The organism is Nonomuraea sp. KM88 (assembly GCF_052245635.1).
Lineage (GTDB): Bacteria > Actinomycetota > Actinomycetes > Streptosporangiales > Streptosporangiaceae > Nonomuraea.
In genome coordinates, this window is the sequence record NZ_JBQQCC010000003.1 from 108,858 (window position 1) to 132,665 (window position 23,808).

22 protein-coding genes are annotated in these 23,808 nt (G+C 71.9%); 11 read left to right on the forward strand and 11 right to left on the reverse strand.

From position 1 onward, the window contains the following. The first annotated feature begins 1 nt into the window (after nt 1). The 3 genes from ACTWPV_RS10140 to ACTWPV_RS10150 are packed head-to-tail and all read left to right on the forward strand — an operon-like array spanning nt 2 to nt 3,672. Entirely contained in the window at nt 2-2,074 is a 2,073-nt protein-coding gene (locus ACTWPV_RS10140; protein ID WP_443151535.1) for a beta-ketoacyl synthase N-terminal-like domain-containing protein, read from the forward strand. Beyond that, on the forward strand, nt 2,071-3,279 hold the full coding sequence (locus ACTWPV_RS10145; protein WP_443151536.1) for a cytochrome P450: 1,209 nt from the start codon (nt 2,071-2,073) through the stop codon (nt 3,277-3,279). Before ACTWPV_RS10140 ends, ACTWPV_RS10145 begins: the two co-directional genes overlap by 4 nt. Nucleotides 3,280-3,288: 9 nt before the next feature. Continuing rightward, nucleotides 3,289-3,672, forward strand: a complete 384-nt coding sequence (locus tag ACTWPV_RS10150) for a VOC family protein (protein WP_347643002.1) — start codon at nt 3,289-3,291, stop codon at nt 3,670-3,672. Here the strand turns inward: ACTWPV_RS10150 and ACTWPV_RS10155 are convergent. Continuing rightward, complete coding sequence (locus ACTWPV_RS10155; protein WP_443151537.1) at nt 3,669-4,556, reverse strand: TIGR03619 family F420-dependent LLM class oxidoreductase; 888 nt, start codon at nt 4,554-4,556, stop codon at nt 3,669-3,671. The two genes, ACTWPV_RS10150 and ACTWPV_RS10155, sit on opposite strands and share 4 nt — an antisense overlap. Before the next feature lie 18 nt (nt 4,557-4,574). On the opposite strand from ACTWPV_RS10155, the gene ACTWPV_RS10160 reads away from it, so the two are divergent. Both ACTWPV_RS10160 and ACTWPV_RS10165 read left to right on the forward strand, forming a co-directional pair. Next, entirely contained in the window at nt 4,575-5,432 is an 858-nt protein-coding gene (locus ACTWPV_RS10160) for a phosphotransferase (protein ID WP_443151538.1), read from the forward strand. A gap of 86 nt (nt 5,433-5,518) precedes the next feature. Next, nucleotides 5,519-5,758, forward strand: coding sequence for a TFIIB-type zinc ribbon-containing protein (locus ACTWPV_RS10165; RefSeq protein ID WP_443151539.1), 240 nt, complete (start codon nt 5,519-5,521; stop codon nt 5,756-5,758). A 66-nt stretch (nt 5,759-5,824) separates the two neighbouring features. Here ACTWPV_RS10165 and ACTWPV_RS10170 read toward each other — a convergent pair whose 3' ends face one another. From ACTWPV_RS10170 to ACTWPV_RS10180, 3 genes are all read right to left on the reverse strand, one after another. Next, a complete protein-coding gene (locus tag ACTWPV_RS10170; RefSeq protein ID WP_443151540.1) occupies nt 5,825-6,694 on the reverse strand; it encodes a hypothetical protein in 870 nt (289 codons plus the stop codon). Between the two features lie 148 nt (nt 6,695-6,842). Next, nucleotides 6,843-8,573, reverse strand: a complete 1,731-nt coding sequence (locus ACTWPV_RS10175) for an ABC-F family ATP-binding cassette domain-containing protein (protein ID WP_443151541.1) — start codon at nt 8,571-8,573, stop codon at nt 6,843-6,845. 240 nt (nt 8,574-8,813) lie between these two features. Beyond that, nucleotides 8,814-9,335, reverse strand: coding sequence for a CGNR zinc finger domain-containing protein (locus ACTWPV_RS10180; RefSeq protein WP_443151542.1), 522 nt, complete (start codon nt 9,333-9,335; stop codon nt 8,814-8,816). A 25-nt stretch (nt 9,336-9,360) separates the two neighbouring features. On the opposite strand from ACTWPV_RS10180, the gene ACTWPV_RS10185 reads away from it, so the two are divergent. Genes ACTWPV_RS10185 through ACTWPV_RS10195 form a run of 3 tightly spaced genes read left to right on the forward strand, consistent with a single transcriptional unit; the run spans nt 9,361 to nt 11,781 of the window. Further along, nucleotides 9,361-9,534, forward strand: a complete 174-nt coding sequence (locus ACTWPV_RS10185; RefSeq protein ID WP_347642996.1) for a hypothetical protein — start codon at nt 9,361-9,363, stop codon at nt 9,532-9,534. A 52-nt stretch (nt 9,535-9,586) separates the two neighbouring features. Further along, nucleotides 9,587-11,356, forward strand: coding sequence for an AMP-dependent synthetase/ligase (locus tag ACTWPV_RS10190; protein WP_347642995.1), 1,770 nt, complete (start codon nt 9,587-9,589; stop codon nt 11,354-11,356). After that, a complete protein-coding gene (locus ACTWPV_RS10195; RefSeq protein WP_443151543.1) occupies nt 11,353-11,781 on the forward strand; it encodes an acyl-CoA thioesterase in 429 nt (142 codons plus the stop codon). The genes ACTWPV_RS10190 and ACTWPV_RS10195 overlap by 4 nt, the downstream gene beginning before the upstream one ends. On the opposite strand, the gene ACTWPV_RS10200 is transcribed toward ACTWPV_RS10195, so the two are convergent. Both ACTWPV_RS10200 and ACTWPV_RS10205 read right to left on the reverse strand, forming a co-directional pair. Continuing rightward, a complete protein-coding gene (locus ACTWPV_RS10200; protein WP_443151544.1) occupies nt 11,708-12,796 on the reverse strand; it encodes an acyltransferase family protein in 1,089 nt (362 codons plus the stop codon). The genes ACTWPV_RS10195 and ACTWPV_RS10200 overlap by 74 nt on opposite strands. Then, nucleotides 12,793-13,413 carry a TetR/AcrR family transcriptional regulator gene (locus ACTWPV_RS10205; protein WP_443151545.1) on the reverse strand — a complete coding sequence of 207 codons (621 nt, stop codon included), beginning with the start codon at nt 13,411-13,413 and terminating at the stop codon, nt 12,793-12,795. The genes ACTWPV_RS10200 and ACTWPV_RS10205 overlap by 4 nt, the downstream gene beginning before the upstream one ends. A 113-nt stretch (nt 13,414-13,526) precedes the next feature. On the opposite strand from ACTWPV_RS10205, the gene ACTWPV_RS10210 reads away from it, so the two are divergent. Next, a complete protein-coding gene (locus ACTWPV_RS10210; RefSeq protein WP_443151546.1) occupies nt 13,527-13,967 on the forward strand; it encodes a YbaB/EbfC family nucleoid-associated protein in 441 nt (146 codons plus the stop codon). 45 nt (nt 13,968-14,012) lie between these two features. Here the strand turns inward: ACTWPV_RS10210 and ACTWPV_RS10215 are convergent, their stop codons facing one another. Beyond that, nucleotides 14,013-14,714 carry a hypothetical protein gene (locus tag ACTWPV_RS10215; protein WP_347642990.1) on the reverse strand — a complete coding sequence of 234 codons (702 nt, stop codon included), beginning with the start codon at nt 14,712-14,714 and terminating at the stop codon, nt 14,013-14,015. Between ACTWPV_RS10215 and ACTWPV_RS10220 the strand changes: the two genes are divergently transcribed. After that, entirely contained in the window at nt 14,713-14,931 is a 219-nt protein-coding gene (locus ACTWPV_RS10220; protein WP_443151547.1) for a hypothetical protein, read from the forward strand. The genes ACTWPV_RS10215 and ACTWPV_RS10220 overlap by 2 nt on opposite strands. A gap of 272 nt (nt 14,932-15,203) precedes the next feature. Here the strand turns inward: ACTWPV_RS10220 and ACTWPV_RS10225 are convergent, their stop codons facing one another. Then, entirely contained in the window at nt 15,204-16,145 is a 942-nt protein-coding gene (locus ACTWPV_RS10225; RefSeq protein ID WP_443151548.1) for an acyltransferase domain-containing protein, read from the reverse strand. A gap of 27 nt (nt 16,146-16,172) precedes the next feature. Continuing rightward, nucleotides 16,173-17,132 (reverse strand): methylmalonyl Co-A mutase-associated GTPase MeaB, encoded by a 960-nt coding sequence (gene meaB, locus ACTWPV_RS10230; RefSeq protein ID WP_443151549.1) that lies wholly within the window; start codon nt 17,130-17,132, stop codon nt 16,173-16,175. A gap of 111 nt (nt 17,133-17,243) precedes the next feature. Between meaB and ACTWPV_RS10235 the strand changes: the two genes are divergently transcribed. Then, nucleotides 17,244-19,793, forward strand: a complete 2,550-nt coding sequence (locus ACTWPV_RS10235) for a protein kinase domain-containing protein (protein ID WP_443151550.1) — start codon at nt 17,244-17,246, stop codon at nt 19,791-19,793. Between the two features lie 2 nt (nt 19,794-19,795). Here ACTWPV_RS10235 and scpA read toward each other — a convergent pair whose 3' ends face one another. Next, a complete protein-coding gene (gene scpA / locus ACTWPV_RS10240; RefSeq protein WP_347642985.1) occupies nt 19,796-21,949 on the reverse strand; it encodes a methylmalonyl-CoA mutase in 2,154 nt (717 codons plus the stop codon). Then, on the reverse strand, nt 21,946-23,784 hold the full coding sequence (locus tag ACTWPV_RS10245) for a methylmalonyl-CoA mutase family protein (RefSeq protein ID WP_443151551.1): 1,839 nt from the start codon (nt 23,782-23,784) through the stop codon (nt 21,946-21,948). The genes scpA and ACTWPV_RS10245 overlap by 4 nt, the downstream gene beginning before the upstream one ends. Nucleotides 23,785-23,808 lie beyond the last annotated feature (24 nt).

Here is a 23,808-nt window from a genome sequence, read left to right on the forward strand (position 1 = left end):
AATGACCGACGCACCTGCTGTGGCCATCGTGGGGATGAGCGGCCGCTTCCCCGGAGCCCGCGACGTGGCCGCCTTCTGGGCCAACCTGCGCGACGGCGTCTGCTCGATCGCCGACTTCGACGAGGAGGAGCTGCTGGCCGACGGCGTGCCCGCCGACGAGCTGCGCCATCCCGGCTACGTGCCGTCCAAGGGGTTCCTGGCGGACGCGGACCGGTTCGAGCACGAGCTGTTCGGGTTCGGCGCGGCGGAGGCGCGGGCCCTGGATCCGCAGCTGCGGCAGCTGCTGGAGACGGCCTGGTCGGCGCTGGAGGACGCGGGGCACGACCCGCGCGCGGCTCCCGACAGGACCGGCGTGTACGTGGGCGGCGAGCCCAGCGACCACGCGCTCGCCGCGCAGCTCGATCCGGGGCTGCGGGCCCGGCTCGGGCCCCTGCAGGTGCGGATGTTCACCGACAGGGAGTTCATGGCCGGGTGGCTGTCGTACCGGCTGAACCTGACCGGGCCCAGCATGACCGTGCAGACGGCCTGCTCGACGTCGCTGGCCACCGTGCACATGGCGGTCCAGGCGCTCCTGCTCAGCGAGTGCGACCTGGCGCTGGCCGGCGGCGTGTCGATCGACTCGCCGTACAGGCGGGGATACCTGTACGAGCCCGGCGGCATCTTCTCGCCCGACGGGCGGTGCCGGCCCTTCGACGAGAAGGCGGGGGGCACCGTCGGCGGCAACGGCGTCGGGCTGGTGGTGCTCAAACGCCTGGAGGACGCCCTGGCCGACGGCGACGCGATCCACGCGGTCGTCCGCGGCACGGCGCTCAGCAACGACGGCGCCGGGCGGGTGGGGTTCACCGCGCCCGGCGTGGACGGGCAGACGACCGCCATCGTCGAGGCGTGGGCGGCGGCCGGTCTCGAACCCGCGGACGCGCAGTTCCTCGAGGCGCACGGCACCGGGACGGACCTCGGCGACCGGATCGAGGTGGCGGCCGCCGCCGCGGCCTTCGCCGGCGCGTCCGGGTGCGCGATCGGCTCCGTGAAGTCCAACGTCGGCCACCTGAACGCGGCCGCGGGCGTCACCGGGCTGATCAAGGCCGCGCTGATGCTCCGGCACCGCACGATGGTCCCCACGGTGAACGTCACCCGCCCCCACCCCGACCTCGACCTCGACTCCACCCCGTTCCACCTGCTCACCACCACCGCGGACTGGGTCGCTCCCGCGACCGGCCCGCGCCTGGCCGGAGTCTCCTCCCTCGGCATCGGGGGCACGAACGTCCACGTCGTCCTCTCAGAACCCCCCGTTCCCGCTTCGAGCACGGGGACGCGCGCGGCGGCCCCGTGGCGCGGGGACAGCGGTCCCGCCGTGGCGCGCGGGAAGGAGGGACCCGCCCCGGTTCTCGGGGACGGACCGCCGCTGGTGCTGCCGCTGTCGGCGCGAACCCCCGCCCAGCTCGCCACGGCGGCGGGACGGCTGGCGGAGGCGCTGCGCGCTCCCGGCGCGCCTTCGCTGGCCGATGTCGCCTGCACCCTGGCCACGGGCCGCGCCGCCCTGGACACCCGCGCCTACGTGGCCGCCACGACCCGCGCCGAGGCCGCCGCCGCCCTGGCCGCGCTCGCCGCGCACGGAGAAGGGGCGGTCGGAGAAGCGGCGGCCGGAGGCCGTTCCGCGCTGGGTGACGCGTGGGTGCGGGGCGAGGACGTCGCCTGGCCGCAGACCGGCGGGCGGCGGGTCCACCTGCCCACGTACCCGTTCGCGGGCGAGCACCACGGCGCGCTCACCGTCGGAGCCCCGCCGCCTCCCGAACCCGAACAGCCGCTGGACACCAGGACCGCGGTGACCGAGCTGTTCCTGACCACCCTGGACCTGGCCGGCAGGCAGGACCTGACCAGGACGTACTTCGCCGCCGGCGGCGACTCCCTGACCGCCGTCTTCCTGGTCGGCGAGCTGCGCGACCGCTTCGGCCTGGAGGCGCCCATCGAGCTGTTCCTGGAGGAGCTGCCGCTGGAGGAGCTCATCTCCCGCGTCCTGAGCGACCCGGACGACGACCCGCTCGGCGACCTCCTGGACGAGCTGGAATCTTCATGAGGCCCGGCCCCGACCCGGCCGGGATCGACGCGCTCGACCTGCTCGATCCCGCGCTCCACGCCGCCCACGACCTCACCCCCGTGTGGCGCTGGCTGCGCGCCCACGACCCGGTGCGCAGGCACGAGCGGTTCTGGAGCGTGACCCGCCACGCCGACGTGCTGCGCGTCGTGCGCGACCCGGACACGTTCAGCTCGCTCCAGGGCAACATGTTGCGGACTCTCCTGCGCGGGCACGATCCCGGCGCGGGCAAGATGCTGGTCGTCACGGACGGGCCCGAGCACGCCCGCCTGCGCCGCCTGCTGACGCCCGGCTTCGGCCCGCGCGCGCTCGGCCCCATCACGCGCTCGATCGAGGAGGCCACCCGCGACCTGCTCGGTGCGTTCGTGCGGCGCGGCGGCGGCGACTTCGTGGCGGAGGTGGCCGCCCAGGTGCCGCTGCGTGCCATCTGCGAGCTGCTCGGCGTCCCCGAGGAGGACCGGCAGCGCGTGCTGGAGCTGACCGGCGAGGCCATGCTGGGCGAGACGCCGGCGGGACAGCAGGCCGGACCGCGGGCCGGGAGCACGCCGCCGGCGGCGATGATCGCCCAGAGCGAGATCCTGCTCTACTACACGCGCCTGGCCGCCCGGCGCAGGCGGGCGCCGGGCGACGACGTGATCAGCCTGCTCGTCGGCAGCGACCTGACCGAGGAGGAGGTGCTGCTCAACTGCTACAACCTCATCATCGGCGGCGACGAGACGGCCCGCCTGGCGATGGCCGGCGGGCTGCTGGCGCTGGCCACGTACGACAAGGAGTGGGCGCGCCTGCGCGACGACCCCGCGCTCGTCGACCCCGCCGTCGAGGAGATCCTGCGCTGGACCACCCCCGCCGCCCACGTCGGGAGGATCGCCACGCGGGACGCGGAGCTGGCCGGGCGGCAGGTCGCGACCGGTGACGTGGTGGCGCTGTGGACGGTGTCCGCCAACCGTGACGAGGCCGTCTTCGACGATCCGGACCGGTTCGACGTCGGCAGGACGCCGAACCGGCACCTCACGTTCGGCCACGGCCCGCACTTCTGCCTGGGCGCCCAGCTCGCCCGGGCCGAGATCCGCGCGCTGCTGGCCGAGCTGCGGGCGAGCGTGTCGGCGATCACGGTGACGGGCCCGGTGACCTGGCTGCCGTCGAACTTCATCAACGGCGTCGGCACGCTCCCCGTGGCGCTGGCGTAGCCTGCGGGTATGGCTGTGCACCTGAACCACACCATCGTGGCGGCGAAGGACCGGGACGCGACCGCCGCGTTCCTGGCCGACGTCCTGGGGCTGGAGCCGCCACCGGTCTACGGCCCGTTCCGCGTCGTCTCGCTCGGCAACGACGTCTCGCTCGACGTCGTCCAGGCGGGCGGGCCCGTGCATCCCCAGCACTACGCGTTCCTGGTCGGCGAGGAGGAGTTCGACCTGATCAGGGGCCGCATCGAGGAGCGCGGGCTGACCTACTGGGCCGATCCGCACCACCGGCGGCCCGGGGTGATCAACACCAACGACGGCGGCCGCGGCCTCTACTGGGAAGACCCCAACGGCCACAACCTGGAGATCATCACGGTGCCCTACGGCGGCGGGGCCTAGGGCGCCAGCGCCTCCAGGGCCTCCTCGGCCCGGCGCATCGCCTCCTCGGGCGCCGCGGTGACGATCTCGCGGTCGAAGTTGAGGTCGTGGAAGACGTCCGTCACGCCGCGGGCCGCCAGGCCGGCCACATCGGCTCTGATCTTGTCGTACGTGCCCGTCAGCGGCCGGTCCTCGTCGCCGGGCCGGACCTGGGTGACGCCCCGGCACACGAACCGGAACCCGGTCGCGTCGCGTCCCGACGCCGCCAGCTCCGCCTTGATCAGCTCCACCCTGCCCGCGATGCCGGCCAGGTCCTCCCTGCTGGAACTGACCCACCCGTCGGCCAGCCGGGCGGCGCGCCGCAGCGCGACCTCGGCGGTGCCGCCGAGCAGCAGGCGTGGCGGCGCGGGCGCAGGCTTGGGGTCGATGTGGGCGGGCGGCACCCGGTAGAACTCGCCGTCGTGCTCGACCACGTCGTCGCGCCACGCCTTGCGCAGCACCTCGACGAACTCCTCGCCCCTGCGGCCGCGCCGCTCCATGCCGACGCCCGCCGCCGTGAACTCCTCGGGCAGCCAGCCCAGCCCGATGCCGGCGCTCAGCCGCCCACCCGCGACCGTCTGCAGCGTGGCCAGCTGCTTGGCCAGCAGCACCGGCGGCACGTACGCGTTGACCACGGCGACGCCCAGGCCGATCCCGCGCGTCACGCCCGACAGGTGTGCCAGCGTGATCAGCGGGTCGTGCACGGCGCGGTAGGTCGGCCCCATCGGGTGCCCCACCGGATAGAGCAGCCGCTGGTACGTCCACAGCTCGTGGTAGCCGAGCTCCTCCGCCCGCGTGGCGACGCGGCGCATGTTGGCCGGGGTGGCCCATGGCCCTGACTGGGGCACTGCGAAACCCACTCTCATGCCCTCTAGTCTGTACTGGTGAGTCTGGAGGCGGAGCTGGCGGGCGTCGCCGCGGCGTACGGCGGCACGGGCGCGCCCGAGCTGCACCCGACCCGCACCGATGTCGTGGTGTTACGCAGGGGCGAGGTCGTGGTGAAGGCTCACTCGGCGCGCGACGACGCCGGGGCGTTGCGGCCGAGGTTACGGGCCGCCGCCTCGGCCGCGGTGAGCGGCGTGATGCTGGCCCCGCTGGAGCCCGAGGTGCTGACGGTGGCCGGGCGCGCGGTGACGGTGTGGCCCGCGGGGCGGCCTGTCGCGCGCGACGACGATCCGGGCTGCGCCCCGTGGGAGGAAGGGGCCAGGCTGCTGGCCAGGCTGCACGCGGTCCCCCTGACGCTGCTGCCGGTCCTGCCCGCGGCCGGTGGGCCCGCGAGGGCCGCCCGTGCGGTGGGGCGCATGTCCGGGGACGGCCCGGTCGCGCGGCTCGTCAGGAGGGCGTTCATGCGCCTGCCCGTGACCGACCCGCAGCCGGGGCTGCTCACGCACGGCGACTGGCATCTGGGCCAGCTGGTCGACCGCGACGGGTGGCTGCTCATCGACGTCGACGATCTCGGCGTCGGCGACCCGGCGTGGGATCTCGCCAGGCCGGCCGCCTGGTACGCCGCCGGCCTGCTCGACCCGGATGTCTGGGCCCGGTTCCTGGGGGCCTACCAGGCCTCCGGCGGACCTGCGCTGGGCCAGGGCGACGACCCGTGGCAGCGCCTCGACATACCGGCCAGGACGCTCACCGTCCAGCTGGCCGCCGTCGCGGTGGTCAACGCCGAACGCGAGAGCCGGGAACTGGACGACGTGGAGCATTCGTTGATCGAAGCGTGCAACAGAATCGTCCGGGCGTGACGGGGTTGCGCGCGGTAGGTTTCACCCTGGAGACCTCAGAGCCAAGGAGAGCGACTTAGATGCATTGCCCCAAGTGCCACGGAAACATGCGGACCTATGAGCGCAACGGCGTCCACATCGAGCAGTGCGACAACTGCCGGGGGATCTTCCTCGACTACGGCGAGCTCGAGACGCTGTCCCGGATGGAGTCGCAGTACCACTCGGCTCCCCCTCCCGCCCCCGGCCCCGGCCCCGCGTGGGGCGCGCCGCACGGCGGCCACGGCGGCCACTACGGGCACAAGGGTCACCGCAAGGGCAGCTGGGTGGGCATGCTGTTCTCGAGCTGAGCCGGCTCGCTTCTGCCGAGGGCCGCGCACCGGGCGGGTGCGCGGCCCTCGCGCCTTGCGCGGTTGTCAGCCGGGGAAGTCGTCCGGGTCCACCGGTGAGGTGCGGGCGTTGCCGCCGGAGATGGCGTGCAGGGTGACCCGCCAGTCGTGCCAGCGGATCTGGGTGGCGGTGTAGGTCGTCCTGAACTTCACCGTCTTCTGGAACCTCTCGAAGCTGCACTCGCGGGTGAACGCCTTGCGCTTGCCGTCCCAGTCGACGCCGTGCGTGAAATAGATCCGGTACGTGCCGTCGCGCACGCCCCGCACCTTGTACGTCGCGTTCTTGCGCACGTAGACGCTGAACGCCTTGCTGCCGCCCCGCGACGCGGTGATCACCGCGTCGCGGTTGCCGCCGTTGTCGATCTCCAGTGAGCTGCGGCCGTTGAGCGTGCTCTTGCGCACGTACGAGCCGTTGCGCAACCTCCTGGTCTGCTTCTTCCCCGCTTTCACGCCGACGACGTCGGCCTTGTAGTCTCCGGCGCTCTCCAGGGCCTCTCCGGCCTCGTCGAGCTGGTCCAGCGCGTCGTCGAGGTCGGTGAGCACGGCCGAGGAGGTGCACAGGTCCCTGTCGCCGACCTTGTCGCCGGTGGAGGCCAGCGCGGACGCGACGGCACGCAGGCCGGCGACGTAGGCGTCGTGCCGGGCGCGCACCGGCTCGGGCGGGGTGAGGCCGGCCAGCTCGTCGGCGCCCCCGCTCAGGGCCAGTTCCGCGCGGCCGAGCCGCTGGTCCAGCGCTTTGAGACCGCGCGCGCCCGCCAGCGCGTCGAGCGCGTCGCGGATCGGCTTGCGCTCGCTGCCGAGCTCGTCCTTGTACGCCTCGGGAGTGAGGGCGGTCGCGCTGGGGGCGGCGGGCGTGGCGCCGCTGACCGAGGGGGCGCCGTCCTGGCCGCCGGCCACGCCGGTGACCTTCGGCTCACCCGCTGTGGGCGACGGCGAACCGGCCGAGCACGCGCACAGTGTGAGGGTTGTCAGGGCGAGAACGCAGGGAATCAACCGCGGTGCTGCCACCTGCCACACTATCGCCCGGTTGATCCCCGGCCGTCAATCATGTTTCGGCCAGCCCCGCCTCCCTGTCCTGGCGCAGCCAGCGGGTGATGCCGAGCGTCTCCAGGAACGGCATGTCGTGGCTCGCCACGATGAGCGCGCCCCGGTAGGCCGACAGGGCCTGCGCGAGCTGACCGACGCTGGCCATGTCGAGGTTGTTGGTCGGCTCGTCGAGCAGGAGCAACTGCGGCGGCGGCTCGGCCGACAGCAACGCGGCCAGCGTCGCGCGGAAGCGCTCGCCGCCCGACAGCGTGCCGGCCGCCTGGTTGGCCCTGTCGCCCCTGAACAGGAAGCGCGCCAGGCGGGCGCGCACCTCGTTCACCGAGGCGGAGAGGGCCGCGGCGCGCACGTTGTCCACCACGCTGAGCGAGTCGTCCAGCAGGTCGAGCCGCTGCGGCAGGTAGCGGACGGGCACGTGGGCGCCGTGCTCCAGGATCCGCCTGAGCAGCGTGGTCTTGCCCGAGCCGTTCGGCCCGAGCAGCGCGATGCGCTCCGGCCCGCGCACGACCAGGGTCTCCAGCACGGCCGTGCGGACCTCCTCGGCACCATTCTCAGCGCCGTTCTCAGCGCCCTTCTCAGCGCCCTTCTCAGCGCCCTTCTCAGCGCCCTTCTCAGCGCCCTTCTCAGGGCCGCTTCCGGCGCCGGGGCCGTCTTCATGACCGTCCTCTCGCCTGGCGGGTTCGCCCCCGGCGGGCGGGTCCAGCGGGAGGGTCAGGACCGTACGGCCGGCCGGCACCTCCGTGCCCGGCAACTCGATGCGGATCTCCGCGTCGTCGCGCACCGACTGCTCGGCCGTGGTCAGCCGTTCGCGGGCCTCCTCCAGCTTCTCCATGTGCAGGGAGCGCTGCTTGCCCGCGCTCACCTGGGCCTTGCGTTTGAGCCCGTTCGCGACGATCTTCGGCACCTTCTTGTTCTCGAACGCCTTCCTGCCCGTGCGCAGGCCCCTGTCGATCCTGGTACGGGCCTCGATGAGCTCGCGCTGCTGCCGTCTCACCTCGCCTTCCGCGGTGCGTACCGTACGTTCGGCGGCCTCCTGCTCGGCAGCGACCTGCTCCTCGTAGGCGCTCAGGTTGCCGCCGTACATGCGCACGGCGCCGTCGCGCAGTTCGGCGACCTGGTCGACGAGGTCGAGCAGCGCCCGGTCGTGGCTGACGAGCAGCAGCACGCCCTGCCAGGCGGACACGGCGGCGTAGAGCCGCCGCCTGGCGTCGAGGTCGAGGTTGTTGGTGGGCTCGTCGAGCAGCAGCACGTCGGGCCGTTTCAGCAGCTGGGCGGCGAGCGCGACCATGACGGCCTCGCCGCCGGACAGCGTGCCGACCGTCCGGTCCAGGCCGATGTGGCCGAGGCCGAGGCGGTCGAGCTCGGCCCGCGCGCGTTCCTCGACGTCCCAGTCGTCGCCGACCGCGCTGAAGTGCTCCTCGGCGACGTCGCCGCTCTCGATGGCGTGCAGCGCCGCCCGCGTCGCGCTGATCTCCAGCAGGTCGGACACGGTACGGCCGGCGGCGAGCGGCACGCTCTGCGGCAGGTAGCCCACCTCGCCCGAGACGGAGACGGACCCGGACCGCGGGACCAGCTCGCCGGCGATGATCTTGATCAGGGTGGACTTGCCCGATCCGTTGAGCCCGATGAGCCCCGTACGCCCCGCGGGAAACGCGGCGTCGAGCCCGTCGAGCACCTTGCCGCCGTCCGGCCAGGCGAAGGAGACATGATCGAGGACAAGAGAGAAAGACATAAGGCGGCTCCCATCACAAACGTCGAAATGTCGTGACGTGGCGGGAAATCACCGCATAGACGCGCAACCCAGGGGAACTCGTACGGAGTCCGTGATCGAGGCGAGGATCGCCACCGAGGTCAGGTGCGCGCGCAGGCCCAGGACAGGGCGGAACGGCGCGGTGCCCGCGACCTCAGATCCTCACGTCGGCTGCCCCACGGATCGGCGATAAGACGATCGAAAGTTTATGCGACGTGCAGATCACCTGGCAAGGCCGCGTGCCCGGTGCGCCGCGACGTTCACCCTGTTGGCGCAGGCCGGCGAGCAGAACCGGCGGCGCCCGTTGCGCGAGGTGTCGATGTAGACGACACCGCAGCCATCCCTGTCGCACCGCCCCAGCCGCCGGCCGCCGGCGAACGACATGGCCATGGCCAGGCCGCCGGCCGTGGTGTCCTTCGCCCTGGCCACGATGTCGGCGTCCACCGAGAAGAAGTGCAGGTGGGGCTCGCGGCCGTCGTGAGCGCTCACGTACGGCTTGGACGCGGTCACGTCGAGCAGGTCGTTGACCAGCCTGATCTGGGTGTCCTGGTCGAGCTCCCCGAACACCGGGCGCAGCCGTCGTGACCACTCCCGCAGCTCCCCCGCCTGCGCCGGGGTGACGGCCGTGCGCAGCAGGCGGTGCTCGGTGAGGATCGCCTCGACCGCCGCAGGGCTGAAGTCAGTCGCGTTGACCAGCGCCGCCGCGAGCGCCGCCCCGTTGCCGCCGTAAGCGTTGAAATGCATAAGGCCATTACATCAGGTTGGAATCATGCACTCCGCAGATCAGCACGACCCTCTCGCCCTGACCGTCGTCTCCTCTCACCGCACGTCCGAGGGCATGGTCTCCTACCTGAGGTGCGCCTGCGGCGTCTGGGAGGTGCGGACCTCACGCATGGTCGCGACCGCCGCTCCCGGAGGACGGTCGATCAGGACCATCGACTGAGACGCCGCCGTGGTCCTAGAGTCGGCCCCACACACCCTCCAGGAGGTCAGGCATGTCCAGCATTCCGTCCTTGCTGCGCGACAGGATCGCGGCCACTCCAGACGCCGAGGCGTACCGGGTGCCATCCGACGAAGGCTGGAGCTCGCTGTCATGGCGGGAGGTGGGCGAGCGGGTCCGCGGCCTGGCCCTGGGGCTGGCCCGGCTCGGCGCGGGGCCGGGCACGCGCGTGTCGATCCTCTGCTCCACCCGGCTCGAATGGATCCTGGCCGACCTGGCGGTGCTGTCCACGGGAGCGGCCACGACGACGATCTACCCGTCCAACACGGCCGCCGAGTCCGCCTTCGTCATCACCGACTCGGGCAGCACGATCGTCATCGCCGAGAACGACGACCAGGTCGCCAAGATCCGGTCCGTGCGGAAGGAGCTGCCCGACGTCACCCACGTCGTGGTGATCGACGGCTCGCCGGGCGACGACGGCTGGGTGATCACCCTCGGCTCGCTCGGCGAGGACCCCGCGGGCGGCGACTACGACGCCATGGTCGACGCCATCGCCCAGGACGACCTGGCCACGCTCATCTACACCTCGGGCACCACCGGCAGGCCCAAGGGCGTGGAGCTGACCCACGACAACTGGCTCTACGCGGCCGGGGCCGTACGCGAGATCGAGCTGATCTCCGAGGCCGACCTGCACTTCCTGTGGCTGCCGCTGTCGCACTCGTTCGGCAAGCTGCTGGAGGTCGTGATGATCGACGCCGGCGTGCCCACCGCGATCGACGGCCGCCTCGACAAGATCGCCGACAACCTGGGCGCGCTGCGGCCGACGGTCATGGCGGCCGCGCCGCGCATCTTCGAGAAGATCCACAACACGGTCGTGGCCAACGTGCGGCGCGAGGGCGGCGCGAAGCTGCCCATCTTCACCTGGGCGAAGCGGACGGGCATCAGGGTCGCGCGGGCCCGCCAGCGCGGGGTCTCCGTCCCGATCACCACGAGGATCGAGTACGCCCTGGCCGACCGCCTGGTCTTCGCCAAGCTCCGCGAACGGTTCGGCGGCCGGATCCGCTTCTTCATCTCGGGCGCCGCCCCGCTGTCGCAGGACATCGCCGAGTTCTTCGACGCGGCCGGCCTGACGATCCTCGAGGGGTACGGCCTGACCGAGTCGTCGGCCGGCAGCTTCCTCAACCGGCCCGAGTCGGTGCGGTTCGGGACGGTCGGGCAGCCGTTCCCCGGCACCGAGGTGCGCATCGCCGACGACGGCGAGATCCTGATCGGCGGGCGCGGGATCATGCGCGGCTACCACGGCCTGCCGGAGGAGACGGCGGCGGCCCTGCAGGACGGCTGGCTGCACACGGGCGACATCGGCGAGCTCGACGAGGCCGGGCGGCTGGTCATCACCGACCGCAAGAAGGAGCTGATCAAGACCTCGGGCGGGAAATACGTGGCGCCGACCTACCTGGAGGGCCGGATCAAGGCGGCCTGCCCGTACGCGTCCCACGTGTTCGTGCACGGCGACCGGCGCAACTACGTGACGGCGCTGGTCACCCTCGACATGGACGTCGTCAGGCCGTGGGCGCAGGCCGAGTCGCTGCCCTCGGACCCGCGCGAGCTGTGCGAGCACCCGCGCATGCGCGCGGAGGTCGGGAAGGCGATCGATCAGGTCAACGCCGGCGAGGCGAGCTACGCGACGGTCAAGAAGTTCGCGATCCTCGCTGACGACTTCACCGTCGAGTCGGGCGAGCTGACCCCCAGTCTCAAGATCAAGCGCAAGGTGGTGGAGGAGCTCCACGGCGACGTCCTCGACTCCTTCTACGCCTCGCCGGCATGATCTCCCACCTCCCGGTGCGCCCGCGGCACTGCGACGCCCAGGCCATGATGCACGCGGCTCGCTACTACGAGTTCTTCGAGGACGCGTTCCTCGACTGGCTGGGCGCCAACGGCGGCTACGGGCGGCTCCGGGAGGGCGGGGCCGACCTGGTCGTCAAGGCGAGCGGCTGCGAGCACCACTCCCCCGCCCGCCTGGGCGACGTCCTGGCCGTGGAGAGCGCCCCGGCCAGGGTCGGCACCACATCGATCACGATGACGTTCACGATGCGGCGAGAAGGCGACCTGGTCGCCGTCGGCACGGTCACCTACGTGTGCGTGGCCGGCGGCCGGGCCGCCCCGCTCCCGGAGATGCTCACAACACCCGCTTCGCTCCCGGCAGCGACCGCACCGCGTAGGCCAGCGCCCAGCAGGCCGGCAGCGCGATGACGAGCATGATGGCGAACTTCACGATCGCGATCGCCTGGATCGGGCTCAGCGCGTAGCCGAGGGCGACCAGCACGAGCGGGTGGATGATGTAGACGGTGAAGGCGTGGTCGGACAGGAACTTGCCGCGCGGCCCCTGGTTGCCGAAGCGCTCCCGGAAGACCACGGTCAGCCCGATGATCATGCCGACCGCGAAGACCGACTCCCACAGGGCCGTCAGCGCCGACGACAGGGCGCCGGCCGTCATGAACTGCGCCGGCACCAGCACCGCGGTGGACACGCCCGCCGCGACGAGGCCGAGCGGCCCGGCCTTGGCCGGCAGCGTCTCGAACCAGCCGCGCCTGAAGGCGACGCACCCGAGCACGAACATGGCCGCGTACTGCGGCAGGCACTGCGGCGAGGGCAGCCCGAGCACCGGCACGTAGCTGCCGGTCGGCACCGGGATCCGCCACAGGAACGTCGCGACCGACAGCCCCAGGACGAACAGCGCGATCCAGCCGAACCTGAGAGGGGCGGAACGCTGGTCGAGCGGCCGGCGCCGGCTCCGCCACAACACGTAGACCAGCGCGAAGACGATCAGCACCTCGGCGAACCACATGGGCCCCGGGTCCCAGGAGCCGATGTAGTAGTGCCAGTACGGCATGCCCGCGGGCGCGGCCCACTCGGTGTACCCGGAGAAGTTGACCAGCGGCCGCAGCAGGAAGAGGAAGACGAGCAGGGGGATGCCGAGCCGGATGAGCCGGTCGCGCATGAAGGCGCGGCCGCCCTTGCGGTCGTAGGAGCGGGGGGTGAAGAAGCCGGAGATGAGGAAGAAGAAGCCCATGAAGAACGCCTGGTTGAAGGAGACCAGGAGGTCGAGCAGTCCACCTGAGGGGTCCTTGGCGGGCTCGGTGTAGAACCAGAGGGGGATGTTCCCGTAGGTGACCGCCACGTGGTGGGCGACGACCAGCACGGTCAGCACGATCCTCAGGTTGTCGACCGCGTGGAGGCGGGTCGTGGCCCTGGGCTCGGTCTTCATGATGTGCATGCCCTTTCGAAGATGTCGGCCAGTTCCCTGGCGTGCGCGTCGAGGTCGTGATCGGGGTAGGCGGCCCAGTAGGCGAACATGTTGTCGATGGCGGAGGACTGCGTGATGGCCATGACCCGGCGGTCGAAGGGCCGGAACTCCCCGCTCTCCTGGCCCAGCGCGTAGATCCCTTCCAGCCCTCGGAAGATCTCCTCGTTGGCCTTGATCCCGTAGCGGGGGCGCCCGTTGTCGCCCCGGAGGTTGGCGAAGATCTCTCCCAGCGCCGCCAGCTGGGCGCGGTGGCCGCGCATGTGCTCGGCGACGCCCAGAACGTACGCCCTGAGCAGGTCGCGGGCCGAGCTCAGGCCCTGCATCCTGGCCGCCACGGCCTCGGTGATGCGGCCGTAGGCCCGCTCGACCACCTCCACCATCAGCTCGTCCTTGCCGGCGAAGTGGTAGGAGATGACGCCCTTGCTGATGCCCGCGTGCTGGGCGATGCGCGCCAGAGAGGCCTGGGCGAACCCGCCCTCGGCGATCACCTCCACGGCGGACGCGACGATCTGGGCACGCCTGGCCTCCTCGATGAAGGAGCGACGCTTCTGGCCACTTGGCTCATTTTCTGACCGCATAGCCAAAATTTAGCACAGCCGGCGAAGATTCTGCTGCCCTGCCTGGATGGTGTGACAGAAGTGACGTGTGCTATTGAACGTCTGTTGAATTTCACACGCAACGGAGGAAACTGGTGGAGAGCCCGCTTGGCAGCTTCGCGAACATCGACGTCGAGGCGTTCCTGCGAGATACCCAGCAGCGCGCGGCCAGATTCGCGGCCGCGCAGAAGGAGGCCGCTGCGGTGGTCGGCCGGGCCACGGTGGCCAACGGTCACATCGTGGTCGAATGCACCGCGCAGGGCGGCGTGACCCGGCTCGACATCGATCCGCGAGCGAAGCGAATGAGCGTCAAGGAGATGTCCGAAGCGATTCTCGCCGCCATCCGTGACGCCGAGGCCGACCTCCAGCGCCAGCTCTCCGCGATCATGGGCGAGTCGTTCGGCGGCCCGGATCCTGCCATGGCCGACCCGGACACGGCACTGGCGAAGGTCGCCGAAGCGCAGCAGGCGTTCGACAGCATGATGAGCGACGCCATGGGCGAGCTGGACAAGATGCGGAGAAAGCTGGGCTACTGAACACGTCTTCGCGGGGCAGAGTCCATCCTGGCCCCGCGAAGCGGATCAGACGTTCGCGGTGGTGCCGCCCTCCTGGCCCTCCGCCCATGACGGCTCGAAGCCGTCGCCGAGGCCGAAATGGGCATAGCCGGCAGTGAAAGTCGCTATGCCGGCCCGCACCGCGCACTTGGCGAGAAAACTCTGCAGCTTGCTGGTCGAGTCCCGGAAGAGCCACCTTAGCCGTTCCGCCTGAAGGATCGCGTTGAGCCTCGTTGGCGGCCCTCCGACCAATGAGGCCCAAACCAGGTTCGACACCAACCAGGACGCAAGGAGGAATCTGAAGTAGATACCCGCCGTCGATACGTTGGCCACGCACCTGAGCAGGAACGCGAGGCCTTCGGCGGACTCGAAGTCGGAGTCGGACTCCATGACGAAGCCCGCCATCTGCTGCCCTGACTGGTCGCGCTCCGGCGCCTGCCAACTGGCCGGCGAGACGTCGTCGTGCAGCTGCTGCCCCGTCCGGCCCGCCCCGTAGACGCTGTAGCCGAAGGAGCTCCAGCCGTCCGCCACCCTGTGCAGCTCGTGCGGGTCGCTCGGCAACGTCAGCCCCGTCAGGACCACGGTCTCTTTGAGCTGAGGGAAGACGGCCGCGCCGTACGCCAGCATGGCGAGGGTGGCGTACTGCATGTCTCTGAGGTCGGCCTGGTCGAAGGGCATCCACGTGCTGGAGCTCGCGCCGGGGGCGGGGATCTTAAATGCGTCGGACATGCTCTTCGTTCCTTTTGTCCGCGATCTCGATGTTCCCGGCGACCTCGTGCAGCCTGTCCCGGTGCTCGTGCAGCCTGGCGATGGCGTAGGTGACAGCGTTCTCGGCATCGCCGACGATCTTGTCGTGGACGAGCGCGAGCGGGAGCCCCAGCAGACCCATGGAGAACGCTCCTATGCGCATGTTGGGGGGCATGCGACCGGCCTCGTTCAGATGTGACACCGGAGAGGTGCCGTCGCTGTCGTCAGTGAGAGCGTCACCCAACGCTCTGATCGCCGGTAAATGATGGATACGTGATACGTCGTCCCCTACCACACCTGCTCCAATTACAAGATGTATGACTTGGGAGGCAATAGTAACGAAGTGTTGCGAAAGGTGCACACAGGGCAGCGGCGGCAGGGCTCATCGCTGATTGAGGCCGTCGCGATCCGCCACGTCGATGCCCCGGCCCGGGCAGCGTCCATGACGACGTTCGCGCCGCCTGACAAGCGTCAGAAGCGCAGCCAACCGATGCGGCCGTACCAGGTGCCCCCGGAGGCGAGGTGATCGGCGACGGCCCGCTCCAGGCGCGTGCGGCGCGGCAGGCGGGCCGGGTCGGCCGGGTTCACGCCGAACACGAACGGCACCGTCTCCGCGTTGTCGAACCTGTGGAGCGGGTGGAAGCGCCGCTGGAAGGCGAGGATGTTGGAATCGGCCGGCAGGTGGCGGGCGAGCTGCTCGTCCAGCAGCCACGACCCGCACGTCATGACCCGGTAGTCCTCCTGCGGGAAGTGCCGGGGGAAGAACCGCCTGGCCCGGTCGAACGACGCGTCGCACGCCTCGGGCGTGAGCGGGCCGTAGAGGTCGGGGACGTGCACGCCGAGCGCCAGCCGCCGCGGCCCCACCGCGATGCCCGCCTCCTCGATGGCCGCGGCGGTCCGCTGCCCCGTCGTGCCCCGGTTGAACTGGAGCCTGCCAAGGGCGTACAGGATGCCGCGGGCGTGCAGCATGAACCAGTAGGGCGCGTGGAGGCCGCCGGTGCCGTGGCGCTTGCGGTGCACGGCCATGTTGCGCCCCAGGTCGGCGAACGTCGCCCAGGACACCTCCTCCGGGATGCCCAGCTCGCGGTGGTAGCGGCGGGTGTGCGGGAGGGCGGCGAGGAAGACGTACACGTAGAAGTAGGGCCCAAGCTCGGGCAGGGGCTGAAACCGCGGCGGGTCGTCCAGGTCGCCCATCGCCGACACCAGCGAGTGCGCGCACCGCTCGGCCAGCCACCACTGCGGGCTGCCCGGCTCGGGCCGGGCGGCGAGCACGGCGTTGATGTCCTCATGCGGCACGGCGAGGCGCAGCAGCTCGGACGGCAGGTCATCGGGGAGGGCGAGGTCGATCCCGCCCAGGGACTCGAGGTGGGCGAGCCAGTCGGGGTGGGCACTCAGCAGGGCCTTGACATCCACCCTGGCCAGCCTAACCACAACAGGAGATCACGGACGTTTGAACACCGACAGCAGGCGGTCGGCCGCGAGCGCGGGGGTGAGGTCGCCCGCGAGGACGTCGCGCTCCACCTCCTCGGTGATCGCCGCGACGCCCGGATCGTGGCGCAGCTCCGCCAGCAGCCGGTCCCGCACCAGGGTCCAGGTCCACCGCACCAGCTGCCGGCGGCGCTTGGCGGGCAGGTCGATCGCCTGCTCGTGGGCCAGGACCTGCCGCCAGAGCTTGTCCAGCCCGTCACCGGTCAGGCCGCTGCAGGTCAGCACGGGCGGCGGCGTGGAGTCGGAGCGGAGCATGCGCAGCGCTCCCGCCAGCTCGCGCGCGGCCTTCCTGGCCGGCAGCTCGTGATCGCCGTCGGCCTTGTTGACCGCGATCACGTCGGCCAGCTCGAGCACGCCCTTCTTGATGCCCTGGAGCTGGTCGCCGGTCCGCGCCAGCGTGAGCAGCAGGAACGTGTCGACCATGTCGGCCACGGCGGTCTCCGACTGGCCGACCCCGACCGTCTCGACCAGCACGACGTCGAACCCGGCCGCCTCCACGACCACCATGGCCTCCCTGGTCGCCTTGGCGACGCCGCCGAGGGTGCCCGACGTGGGCGAGGGGCGGATGAAGGCGGCGGGGTCGGCCGACAGGCGGGCCATGCGGGTCTTGTCGCCGAGAATGCTGCCGCCCGTCCTCGTGGAGGAGGGGTCCACGGCCAGCACCGCCACCTTGTGGCCCTCCCCGGTGAGCATGGTGCCGAAGGCGTCGATGAACGTCGACTTGCCCACGCCCGGCACGCCGGAGACGCCCACCCTGCGCGCGTGCCCGGACTGCGGGGTCAGCTCGACGAGCAGCTGCTGGGCCAGGGCCATGTGGTCGGCTCTGGTCGACTCGACGAGCGTGATCGCCCGGCCGATCCACGTACGCGAGCCGGCGCGTACGCCGCGGGCGTAGTCCTCCAGCGAGTGCACCCGACTTACCCCTTTCTTCCCAGTTGATCAGCCTAATCTCTTACAAGGCTTGACATTTGCCAGTAGGGTGCTGGAGTTCTGATCTCAGCCGTCACAGGAGTCACTCCCCTCATGCCCAACGTCGAACCCCTTCACGAGGGCGACCCGGCAGCGGTGGGGCCGTACCGGCTGGTCGGGCGGCTCGGCGCGGGCGGCCACGGCGTCGTCTACCTCGGCCAGGCCCGCAACGGAACCCCCGTCGCCGTCAAGGCGCTGCGCGAGGGGATCGTCATGGGCGGCCGGCTGGTCAAGGACATCGCCACCGCGCGCATGGTCGAGCCCTTCTGCATCGCGCGCGTGCTCGACGCGTCGACCAGCGGCAGGGCGTACATCGTGGCCGAGTACGTGGACGGGCCCTCGCTCCAGCAGGCCGGCCGGCACGCCGGCGTGGAGCTGCAGCGGCTCGCCGTGGCGACCGCGACCGCGCTGGACGCGATCCACCAGGCGGGCGTGCTCCACGGGGACTTCAAACCGGCCAACGTGCTGCTCGGGCCCGAGGGGCCGCAGGTGGTGGACTTCGGCATCGCGGCGGCGCTCGGGTCGGGCATGAAGGCGACCAGCACCATCGTGGGCACGCCCGCATATATGGCCCCCGAGCAGCTCGCGGGCAAGCCGGTGGGCGCGCCCGCGGACGTGTTCGCGTGGGCGTCGGTGATCGTGTTCGCGGCCACGGGGGTGCCGCCGTTCGGGGACGACTCGTTGCCCGTGGTGATCAACCGCATCGTGAACGAGGAGCCGCAGCTCGGCGAGCTGCCGCGGCCGCTGCGCGAGGTCGTGCCGGCGTGCCTGGCCAAGGATCCGGCAGCCCGTCCCGCGATGCGCGACGTCCTGCTCCACCTGACCGCGCCCCAGCGCAAGGGCACGCCCCCCGCACAGCGCGCCCCTTCCGCGGAAGCCACGCCCCCAGCGCCGGGCGCCGCCTCCCACCAGGGCGCCGCCTCCGCTCGCAGCGACGGCTCCACGTCCTCCGGCTCCTGGCAGGGCACGCGCTCTCCGGAGGCGGAGGGGTCGCAGCAGGCGCCCGCGTACGGCGAGCCGTACCAGACGCCTGAGCATCAGACCGCCGGCCGACCGGCCAGGAACGACACCCCCGACTGGCTCTGGGAGCAGACACCGGAGCCGGCTTCCACCGAGCTCGCGGCGGGGCCTGGTGGCGAACAGCCCGCGCACCACGCTCCCGGACAGGAGGCCCTGCCGGACGCGCCCGGCCAGGCCGCCTGGCCCGACCCGCCCGGCCGGTCCGAGTTCGAGACACCCGGCGGGTCCGGGCGCGACCTGCCCGGCCAGCTTGCGTTCGACACGCCCGATCGGTCCCGGCTGGAGGTGGACTCCGCGGCCTGGCAGCAGACCGCCGACCAGACTCTCGACCAGGAGGCGTCCCCGCCCCTCGGCGGCACCGCCGGTGAGCCGGCGCCCCTCGGCAGGGTCGTCGGCGAGCCCCTGCCCAGGCGCAGGACCAGGTCGCCGCAGCAGGGCACGGCTCCCGGCGATCCCGCTTCCCACCAGGACCCCGGGCAGGCCGCGTACCCGTCGCCTGATCACCAGCGGGGCGGCGTCCCGCACGGGTCGGGCCGCGAGGTCCAGGATCCGCTGGGAGACCCGGCGTTGGAAGGCCCTCCGCAGGGAGGCCCAGCGCAAGGAGGTCCTGCGCAGGGAGGTCCGGCGCAGGATGGCTCGCCGCTCCAGGCGCTGTTCGATCTGTCGTCGCCGGTCGAGTCCACGTCCGGGCACGGCCCGCGGCAGGCGTTCGGGCAGGGCGCGCCGCACGGCTCCCCGGCCGGGTTCGGAGCACCGTCCGGGCACGGGACATACGAGGCACAGACCGGGCACGGGACGCGGGACGAGGGGCAGGACCGGTACGGCGGGCAGGCGTCCGAGGTGCCGGCGTGGTCGGAGCCGCCCGCGCCGTTCGCCGCGACACAGGGGCTCGAGTCGGCGCCGTTCGAGTCTCAGCCGCATGCCTCCGCGCCTCCTCATGCGCCCGAGTCGACGCACTCGGTGCCGGCGCCGCAGTCCTCGGCGCTGGTCGACGCCCTGGTGGCCGGCGAGAGAACGTCCGAGGCTCCCCCGCCGCGGAAACGACGCCGGGCGAAGAAAGTGATCGTCGCCTGTGTCTCCGGTGTGTGCGCGCTCGCCCTCGGCGGCGCCATCGTCTGGCTGACCCCCACCACGCCCACCCCCAAGACCACGAGACTCGCCGTCGTCAGCGACGCGCCGACGGCCGCTCCGTCCACCACCAGGGCCGAGCGGCCACGGCGCAGCCGTACCACCATCCCCCAGCCCGACGACTCGACCGGCACCGGCCGCGCCACGAAAGGCCGGCTGAGGCTGGTCTACGTACGGGCCGGCGGCACGAGGACCGGCGACTGCTGGGCCGGCGGCGAGGCGACGCTGCAGGCGCTGGTCGAGCGGACCGGCGAGGCGGTGAACTTCGCCTACACCTGGTATGTCGACGGGTCCGTCATCGGCCGCGCGACGGCGGGGATCTCGCGGAACGGCCGGCGCTATCTGGCCGCGCCGCGCAGCCTCACGAGTGCGGGGGGCGTCCACAAGGTCACGTTGCGGATCACCTCTCCCCTCACCACCCAGCGGACCGTCTCCGTCACCATGTGCCCGCAGTAGCCCTATGGACGCCTCCTCAGCTGGTCGATGAGGTCGAGCGCGGCGTCGGCTATCACGGTGCCCGGCGGGAAGATCGCGGCGGCGCCGGCGGCGCGCAGCGCGTCGTGGTCGTCCGGCGGGATGACGCCGCCGACCACGATCATGGTCTCGCCGGCTTCGTGGTCGGCCAGCGCCTTGCGCAGCGCGGGCACCAGCGTGAGGTGGCCGGCGGCCAGCGACGACACGCCCACGATGTGCACGTCGGCCTCGACCGCCTGCCTCGCGACCTCTTCCGGTGTCTGGAACAGCGGGCCGACGTCGACGTCGAAGCCCAGGTCGGCGAAGGCTGTGGCGATGACCTTCTGGCCGCGGTCGTGACCGTCCTGGCCCATCTTGGCGACCAGGATGCGCGGGCGGCGCCCTTCGGCGCGCTCGAAGTCGGCGCAGGCCTGGCGGACGCGTTCGATGGCGGCGGAGGGGCCTGACTCGTCGCGGTACACCCCTGAGATGGTACGGACCTGCTCGGCGTGCCTACCGAAGACCCGCTCCAGCGCCTCGGAGATCTCGCCCACCGTGGCCTTGGCGCGGGCGGCGTCGACGGCCAGCTTCAGCAGGTTGTGCTCGAGGCCCGGGCCGTGTCCCGGGTTGTCGGCGGCCTTGGTGAGCGCGTCGAGCGCGTGCTGGACGTCGGGCTCGTGGCGCTCGGCACGGAGCCTGGCGAGCTTGTCGAGCTGCTGGGCGCGTACGGCGCTGTTGTCGACCTTGAGCACCTCGATGTCCTCGTCACCGGTCGCGCGGTACTTGTTCACGCCGATGACGGGCTGGCGGCCCGAGTCGATGCGGGCCTGGGTGCGGGCGGCCGCCTCCTCGATGCGCAGCTTGGGCAGGCCCGCCTCGATGGCCCTGGCCATGCCGCCGGCGGCCTCGACCTCCTGGATGTGCTCCCATGCGCGTTCCGCGAGGTCGTGGGTGAGGCGTTCGACGTAGTAGGAGCCGCCCCAGGGGTCGATCACCTGCGTGGTGCCCGACTCCTGCTGGAGGAGGAGCTGGGTGTTGCGGGCGATGCGGGCGGAGAAGTCGGTGGGCAGGGCGAGTGCCTCGTCCAGGGCGTTGGTGTGCAGCGACTGGGTGTGGCCCTGGGTTGCGGCCATGGCCTCGACGCAGGTGCGGGCGACGTTGTTGAACACGTCCTGGGCGGTCAGGGACCAGCCGGAGGTCTGGCTGTGCGTCCGGAGGCTCAGCGATTTCGGATTTTTCGCGTTGAATCCGGAAACGAGCTTGGCCCACAGCAGGCGGGCGGCCCTCAGCTTGGCGACCTCCATGAAGAAGTTCATGCCGATGCACCAGAAGAAGGACAACCGAGGCGCGAACCGGTCGATGTCCATGCCCGCGGCGACCCCGGCCCTCAGGTATTCGACGCCGTCGGCCAGCGTGTAGGCCAGCTCCAGGTCGCACGTGGCGCCGGCCTCCTGGATGTGGTAGCCGGAAATGCTGATCGAATTGAATTTCGGCATTTTCTCGCTCGTATACGCGAAAATATCCGAAATAATCCGCATCGACGGGGCCGGGGGATAAATGTAGGTGTTACGGACCATGAACTCTTTGAGGATGTCGTTCTGGATCGTCCCCGCGAGCTGCTCCGGCGCGACGCCCTGCTCCTCGGCGGCCACGATGTACAGCGCGAGAACGGGCAGCACGGCGCCGTTCATGGTCATGGACACGGACATGCGGTCGAGCGGGATCCCGTCGAACAGCTGCCGCATGTCGTAGATGGAGTCGATCGCCACGCCCGCCATGCCCACGTCCCCGGCGACGCGGGGGTGGTCGGAGTCGTAGCCGCGGTGCGTGGCCAGGTCGAACGCGACCGACAGGCCCTTCTGCCCGGCGGCGAGGTTGCGCCGGTAGAAGGCGTTGGAGTCCTCGGCCGTGGAGAAGCCCGCGTACTGGCGGATCGTCCACGGCTGGTTGACGTACATCGTGGGGTACGGCCCGCGCAGGTAGGGGGCCGCGCCGGGATAGGTGCGCAGGAAGTCGAGACCGTCGAGGTCGCCGGCGGTGTAGAGCGGCTTGACCTCGATGCCCTCGGGCGTCTCCCACACCTCGCCCGGCGGCTCGGGGGCGTTCGTCCCCGGCTTGGGCCCGCCGTCGAGAGGGATGCCGGAGAAGTCCGGGATCATCGGGTCACCTCCAGGTCGTCGAAGGTCGTGCGGAGCACGGCCAGCGCGTCGCAGCCCGCGTGCAGGGTGGCGTCCACGCCGTCGTAGTCCCCCTTCCCCGCCAGCCACACCTTCTTCGCCCCGGCCTTGCGCAGGGCGGTGGCGACGGCCGCGGCGTGCTGGGCGTACAGCTTGTCGCTCGAGCACAGGCAGGCGACCGTCGTGCCGCTGACGGCGAAGGCGGTGGCGATCTGCTCGGGATCGGTGCCCGGGCCCGCGGTCTCGGTCTCCAGGCCGCCCGCCTGGAACAGGTTCGCCGCGAACGCGGCCCTGGCGGTGTGGGCGGCCACGGGGCCGATGGTGGCGAGGAACACCTTGGGGCGCTCGGCCTGCGCGTCGGCCAGATCGCGCAGCTCCTCGAACGGCTCGGCGTAGCGCACCCGCGGCAGCCCCGCGCTCCCGCCGGCCTCCGCCGGCTCAGGAGAGCCGCCCGCCCGCGACGCGCCTGGAGGGCCCGCCTCTTCCGGCGGAGCTTCTCTCCGGACGTCGTCCGGTGCCGCCTGCGGGGGTGTGCCGGAGACCGGGGCCGGGCGGAGGGGTTTCTCGTGGAGGTCGGGGTATTCGCTCACGCCCGTGATCGGGTGGCGCCGGTGGGCGATGTCGTCGGCGCGGCGGGCACGGGTGGCGGCGATCCGGTCGGACACCAGCCGGGCCCCCGCCTCGATCCCGCCGGAGGCCTCGATGTCCTGGAACCATTCCCACGCCCGCCCGGCCAGGTCGGCGGTGCGTCGTTCGACGTACCAGGAACCGCCGGCGGGGTCGATCACCCGACCCGCACCCGACTCCTCCAGCAGCAGCGCCTGCGTGTTGCGGGCGATGCGGCGGGAGAAGGCGTCCGGCAGACGGAGGCGGGCGTCGAACGGGCGCACCGTGACCGCCCCGGCTCCGCCCACGCCGGCGGCGAAGCAGGCGAGCGTGGTGCGCAGCATGTTGACCCAGGGGTCGCGGGCGGTCATCATGGCCGCGCTCGTCACGGCGTGCTGCGCCTGGCCCCCGTGCTCGGGGGCGCCGCAGACCGCGGCGACCCTGGCCCAGAGCCGGCGCGCCGCGCGCAGCTTGGCGATGGTGGCGAACTGGTCGGCGGTGGCGGCGTACCGGAACTCGATCTGCCCCAGCGCCTGCTCGACGGAGAGCCCGCCGCCGGTGAGCGCCCGCAGCTCCGCGACCCCTTGCGCCATCGAGCAGCCGAGCTCCTCGGCGTCGCTCGCGCCGGCGTCGTGGTAGGGGGTCGCGTCGACGACGACGGCCCGCAGCCCGGGGAAGCCGGCGACGCAGCGCCGCGCCAGCTCGGCCCCGAGCGCGCCGGAGGCCCCCAGGTTGCCGCTCAGCGTGGTGCCGCGGGCGGCGGCCAGGCCGAGCAGCGCCTCCGCGGCCTCCGCGGCGAGCTCGCCGGCCTCCAGGACGACGGGAGCCAGGTCGAGATAGACGTCCTTCAGCACCGTGCCGAGCTCGCCCACCGGAATGGCGCCCGGCCCGACGGCCAGCCACAACGAGGTGACACCGCTCTCCAGGTCGGCCAGCACGGCCTCGGGGTCGGCCACGGTGTGCCGCTGCCGCACGTCCCAGCCGGGCACGGCCCTGGCTCCGCGGACGTAAGGGGCCGCGCCGGGCAACCCCGGATCCCCAGGCAGGTCGCCCGCGTCGTAGAGCGGCGCGACCGTCACCCCGTCGTAGGTCAGGGTGGACAGCGCCTCCTCGGGAGAGCCCGCCTCGATCCCGGATTTGCGCAGGACCGCCACCGCCAGCGCCCGCCAGTCGTCGCGCGACACGGGCGCGAACCCCGCTGCCAGTTCCATGTTCGGATAGTAGGCGGAAGGCCG